This window comes from Pseudoflavonifractor sp. (assembly GCF_050943825.1).
Lineage (GTDB): Bacteria > Bacillota > Clostridia > Oscillospirales > Oscillospiraceae > Pseudoflavonifractor.
In genome coordinates, this window is the sequence record NZ_JBMNPX010000035.1 from 1 (window position 1) to 5,033 (window position 5,033).

The 5,033-nt window shown below is 62.9% G+C and carries 6 protein-coding genes; 2 read left to right on the forward strand and 4 right to left on the reverse strand.

The annotated features are described in order from the left end of the window. The first annotated feature begins 106 nt into the window (after positions 1-106). Positions 107-1,516, forward strand: a complete 1,410-nt coding sequence (locus ACOX7T_RS14760; RefSeq protein WP_433444131.1) for a recombinase family protein — start codon at positions 107-109, stop codon at positions 1,514-1,516. 134 nt (positions 1,517-1,650) lie between these two features. Here the strand turns inward: ACOX7T_RS14760 and ACOX7T_RS14765 are convergent, their stop codons facing one another. From ACOX7T_RS14765 to ACOX7T_RS14780, 4 genes are read right to left on the reverse strand one after another with little or no spacing between them, the layout of a single operon-like run. Beyond that, positions 1,651-2,748 (reverse strand): hypothetical protein, encoded by a 1,098-nt coding sequence (locus tag ACOX7T_RS14765; protein WP_433444133.1) that lies wholly within the window; start codon positions 2,746-2,748, stop codon positions 1,651-1,653. Continuing rightward, positions 2,745-3,161 (reverse strand): hypothetical protein, encoded by a 417-nt coding sequence (locus tag ACOX7T_RS14770; protein WP_433444135.1) that lies wholly within the window; start codon positions 3,159-3,161, stop codon positions 2,745-2,747. Before ACOX7T_RS14770 ends, ACOX7T_RS14765 begins: the two co-directional genes overlap by 4 nt. 2 nt (positions 3,162-3,163) lie before the next feature. Further along, on the reverse strand, positions 3,164-3,430 hold the full coding sequence (locus ACOX7T_RS14775) for a hypothetical protein (protein WP_433444137.1): 267 nt from the start codon (positions 3,428-3,430) through the stop codon (positions 3,164-3,166). Beyond that, positions 3,411-4,835: a glycoside hydrolase family 3 N-terminal domain-containing protein gene (locus ACOX7T_RS14780; RefSeq protein ID WP_433444139.1), complete on the reverse strand. Its 1,425-nt coding sequence runs from the start codon at positions 4,833-4,835 to the stop codon at positions 3,411-3,413. Before ACOX7T_RS14780 ends, ACOX7T_RS14775 begins: the two co-directional genes overlap by 20 nt. Positions 4,836-4,922: 87 nt before the next feature. On the opposite strand from ACOX7T_RS14780, the gene ACOX7T_RS14785 reads away from it, so the two are divergent. Beyond that, on the forward strand, positions 4,923-5,033 hold a 111-nt coding region (locus ACOX7T_RS14785), incomplete at its 3' end, for a hypothetical protein (protein WP_433440121.1).

Sequence of the window (5,033 nt, forward strand, 5' to 3'; positions counted from 1 at the left end):
GCCCTGCGGGATGAGCTGGAAAAGTTGCTGACCTGCCTTGAAACAGTAGATGCGGCTTCGTAACTCACGAAACTGTAAACAAAGTGCAAAATTATTTAGTCCTTACTTGACAGCGGCTGATGACGGCTACACCGGCACCAACTTTGACCGCCCCGCCTTCCGGTCCATGGAGGAGGACATCCGCGGAGGGCGGGTGAACTGCGTGCTGGTCAAGGACCTGTCCCGGTTCGGCAGGGACTACATCGAGGTGGGGCGCTATCTGGAGCGGGAATTTCCCGCCCGGGGCGTCCGGTTCATCGCAATCAACGACCATGTGGACAGCGCCGCAGGCCGGTACGACATGCTGCTGCCCATGAAGAATATCTTCAACACCCAGTATGCCAGGGACATCTCGGACAAGGTGCGCTCCGCCATCCGCACCAAGCAGGAGCGGGGGGAATTTGTCGGGGCCTTTGCCAGCTACGGCTACCGGAAGGACCCGGACAACCACAACCACCTGCTCATCGACCCGCCTGCCGCCCAGGTGGTGCGGCGGATTTTCGACCTGTTCGAGCGAGGGTATGGAAAGCTGAGAATCGCCAAGACCCTGAACCGGGAGGGCATCCCCAGCCCCAGCGAGTACAAGCGGATTCTGGGGGAGCGGTACCGCAACGGCCGCAGGATGGACAAGACCACCTACTGGACCTATGCCACCGTCCACCGGATTTTGCAGAACCAGATATACGCGGGCAATATGGAGCAGGGCAGGAGCCTCCGCCTGACCATGCACGGCAGGGCCAAACAGAGGGCCAGGGAGGACTGGGCGGTGGTCCCGGACACCCACGAGGCCATCATTCCGCCGGAGCAGTGGGCGCGGGTGCAGGTCCTGCTGGCCAGGCGGACCAGGGAGCTGAGCTTTGAGCAGAACCAGAGCCCCTTCGCGGGCTTTCTCCGCTGCGGTGACTGCGGACGTGCCATGGTAAAGACCAGAAGCGCCGGCGGCATCTATTACAGCTGCGGCTCCTACAAGCGGTACGGCCCCACCGTATGCAGCAAGCACAGCATCTCCCACGCCGTGCTGGAGGAGATTGTGCTGGAGGACCTGAACCGGGTCCTCTCCGCCGTCAAGGACGCGGGGGCGCTGGTGGAGGAGGCCGCTGCCCGGACCGAGGGGAGCGCGAGCGCGGAAGGGGACAGGCTGGAGGCGGGACTGGAGCGGCTCTACCGGCTGAAAAAGGCGGCTTATGAGGATTACCGGGAGGGGCTCATCAGCCGGAAGGACTTTCTCCGCTATCAGGAGGACTATGAGCGCCAGGAGGGGGAGCTGAACGCCCAGCTGGAGCAGCTCTCCGGAAACGGACAGACGGAGGACCACGGCCTGTCCTGGGCAGAGGCGCTGCTCCGGCAGGGAGGGCTGACCAGGCTGGACCGGGTCACGGTGGCGGAGAGTGTGAAGGAGATTCTGATTTTTGAGGACGGACATATCCACATCACCTATGCCTTTGCCGATGTACCCGGCCTGCTGCGGCAGGACTGAAGCCGGCCCTGGGGTCTGCACTGTGAAAGGGACGGGCGTCATGGAGCGGAAGGCGTTCCGGACATACAAAAGGGCCAGTTCATGCTGAACTGGCCCTTTTGCTGCACATATGCCGTATGGGATTGAAGGGGGGCTTAGTCAGGGGCGACGGTGCCGTTGTTGAAATTCAGCGTGGCGGTGCCGTCCTCCCGCAGCTCCAGCATGCCCTCGCCCTGGTCCACGAAGTAGATGTCAATGATGTAGGTGTAGGCGGACCCGGCGGAGGGGGTGGTGGGGGTGCAATTATAGGTGTAGGAGCCGGCAAAGCCCATCATGGTTCCGGCGGAGCCGCCGTTGACCAGGTCAAAGTTCTCGGTCAGCAGGGGGAAGTTGATGGAGCCGTGGGAGTAGGAGTAACCGGAGCTGAGCATGTTCAGCTCACCCAGAGCCGCGTTCTCCACCACCACAGTCTCGTCGCTGGTGGTGTTGGTGACATAGGCGCTGTCGCTGACCGCGTGGGCGGTGATGGTGTAGGTCTGGCCCTTGGTGAGGGGAGTGGAGAAGTTGATGTTGTCGGGCGTGACCCCCTCCAGCACGGCGGTCACGGTGTCGGCCGGGTCGCTGACGTTGGTGCAGGTGACCTCCACCTTGGCGGGGTAGGCCTCATAGGTGTAGGCACCCGCGTTGGACAGCTGGAAGCTCATGGTGTCGGAGAAGGGGTCCCAGAAGTACTCCAGCGTGGGGGCGGACTGCTCACCCACAGCGGTAAAGGGGGTGGCGGCAGGGGCGGACATGCTGTGGCTGTCGTCTCCGATGGCGGGGCAGGCCACCACTCTGGCCAGATACTCACCGTAGGCGGCGTTGAGTACGTCCAGGTAGCTGCCGGTGTAGGTGCCCGCGCCGCTGTCGGCGGGGATGGGCACGCTGGAGTAGAGGAAGCTGTTGTCGTCCTCGGCGGTGTCGGGGGCGCAGAAGTAGAGCAGGTAGTAGTCCGCACCCTCCACGCCGGTAAAGGAGTAAGTGCCGTCCTCATTCATCACAAAGTCGGTGGGAGTGCCCAGAGGCTCGGCAGCCACGGTCTCACCGCCGCTGCTGGAGGGAGCGGCGGCAGTGGTGCTGGCAAAGAGAGTGTCCAGAATGGCGCCCGAGCTGTCCAGATAGCGCTGGGCGTTGGACACGGCGGTGGTGGCGCAGGAGGTGCACAGCAGGCAGATCAGCGCCGCCAGGGGCAGCAGTTTTTTCGCCTGTTTCATTTGCCCACATCCTTTCCCTTGGCGGTAAAGCAGGAGATGATTCCGGTGACGCAGCAGACCAGCAGCAGCACCATGATGGCCACCACAGGGGCGATGCCGCCCCGGGAGCCGTACATGGTGAAGTTGCCGTACCAGTCGGCCCAGACGTTGTAGCTGTTGAGGAAGAACAGGCCCACAGCGTAGGCGTAGCAGGCCACGCCGAACATGTTGAGCAGCTGGGCGGGCCGGGCGGAGGAGAGCACGTAGCCCTCCATGCACACCACGCCCAGGGCGATGGTCAGCAGGACCACCAGGTCAAAGTACTGAAACACAGCGCCGTAGATGCAGAAGGCCACCAGGCTCACCACCCCCAGAAGGGCGCTGAACTGGCTCAGCTTTGCACTGACGCCGGAAGCTTTTACGCGCTTGCTCATGCTTAACCCTCCTTCTCGTCAGAACGCTTCTTGCCGCCCAGAGTCCACACAGCGGTGAGCACCGCGCACAGGACAAAACCCACGCCGGACACGGCCGAGATGGCCAGCAGGGTGGTCTCCCACCAGGGGACGATGGAGACGATAGCGGTGTTGCTGCTCAGGCCGTTCTGGATAAAGGTGCGGGACATGGCGTAGATGTTGTGCTTGGTGATGTCCCGCAGGCACTGGAGCATATAGCCGTCACCGGCCTCAATAGCTCTTGACGGCATCGCCGTAGTCGCTGTTGCTGGCGCAGGTGTAGTCGATACCGGCGGTGGCCTCCTCCTCGAAGTGCATCTTGAAGCCGGACTGGGTGTAGCCGTCGGTGGTGGCGTGACCCTTGAAGCCCCACTCGCCCTTGAGGACGTTGTGGACCAGGTTGTAGTTGGCCGAGGCAAAGCGGCAGCCCAGACGGTTGAAGCTGGTCATAATGCCCAGTGCGCCGCCGTCGCAGATGGCGCCCTCAAAGGAGCGCATGTAGATCTCGCGGATGGACTGCTCGTTGGCGAAGGTAGAGATACCCTCGCGGAAGGTCTCCTGATCGTTGAGGACAAAGTGCTTGGGGCAGTAGATGACGCCCTGGGACTGCATACCGATGGCCTCATAGGTGCCGATGATGTAGCCGAAGTTGCCGTCCTCGGAGTAGTACTGCCAGTTGCGGCCGCCCACGGGGGTGCGGTGGATGTTACCGCCGCCGTACCAGATCTCGGTCAGGCCGCAGAAGGTGGCCTCAATGCCCATGACCCGGCCGCGGGACTCAAAGAGGGCCTTGTTCCAGGTGCGGGCGGTGAGGGCCTCAGTGACCCACTTGATGCCGTTGGCACCCTCGGAGAGCAGGGGGCCGAAGCCGCTGTTGTCGTCGGTGCGGGGGGCGGCGGGCATGGCGATGCTCTCAATGGCGGCGGTGCCGCGGGAGTCCATGAGCATGCTGGCCATCTCGTCGATGGTGAGCTGGTCGATGAACTTGTTCCAGGTCTCCTCGTCGTCCCACTCCACCAGACGCATGTCGGAGAAGGTCAGGCCGTTGTCGGCGCCCTGAGTGAAGTCGGACACAGCGGGCGCGTCCTCGGGCTGCTCATACCAGTCCAGGCTCAGCTCCTCCAGCAGGGCCTCGTTCATCTCCAGGTGCATCTGCTCCACGGGGAAGGTGCCCGCCCAGTCGGAGCGGGAGAGGTAGGTCATCTCAATGCCGAAGGTGTTCAGGTCGGCATGGTCAAACTGGTTGGTGACCTCGATGGAGCTGTCCACCCGGGAGAAGCGGTAGCTCTCGGTGTCCAGGTCGGTCTGGGTCCAGGAGTAGGTCTTGGCGGCGTTGCCGTCGGCGGCGGTGTAGCCCTTGGCCGCCAGGACGTTGTTCAGGGCGTCATGGGCGTTGTCGCCTACGGACAGATAGTAGGTGCCGGAGGAGAGAATGTAGCCCTGGGCGCCCTTGGAGTCGTAGCTGGCCAGGAAGTACCGCTCCACAGGTACGGTGACGGTCTGACTCTCGCCGGGCTGGAGCATATCGGTCTTTTCAAAGCCCACCAGCTGGATGGTGGACTTCTCCACGCTGTTCTGCTTCTCATAGTCGCCGTAGGGGGTCTGGGCGTAGACCTGGACCACGCTCTTGCCCGCCACGGACCCGGTGTTGGTCACCTGGACGGTCACCTGATACTGCCTGATCTTCGATAAGGCTGCCTAACAGTCCGTTCCAACGCGGCGTATCATATGGCGCTTCATGTTATGGACGAGGCAGCGCGGTGCCTGGGCTGTAAAAAGCCCAGGTGCCAGGAGGGCTGCCCCATCGGAACCAATATCCCGGAGGTCATCCGCCTGCTGAAGGAAGGCAAGCTG

Bases quoted from the DNA above. Each gene is read 5' to 3' on its own strand.
- ACOX7T_RS14770 (WP_433444135.1), bottom strand. From the start codon at position 3,161: ATGAGCAAGCGCGTAAAAGCTTCCGGCGTCAGTGCAAAGCTGAGCCAG.
- ACOX7T_RS14765 (WP_433444133.1), bottom strand. From the start codon at position 2,748: ATGAAACAGGCGAAAAAACTGCTGCCCCTGGCGGCGCTGATCTGCCTG.
- ACOX7T_RS14775 (WP_433444137.1), bottom strand. From the start codon at position 3,430: ATGCCGTCAAGAGCTATTGAGGCCGGTGACGGCTATATGCTCCAGTGC.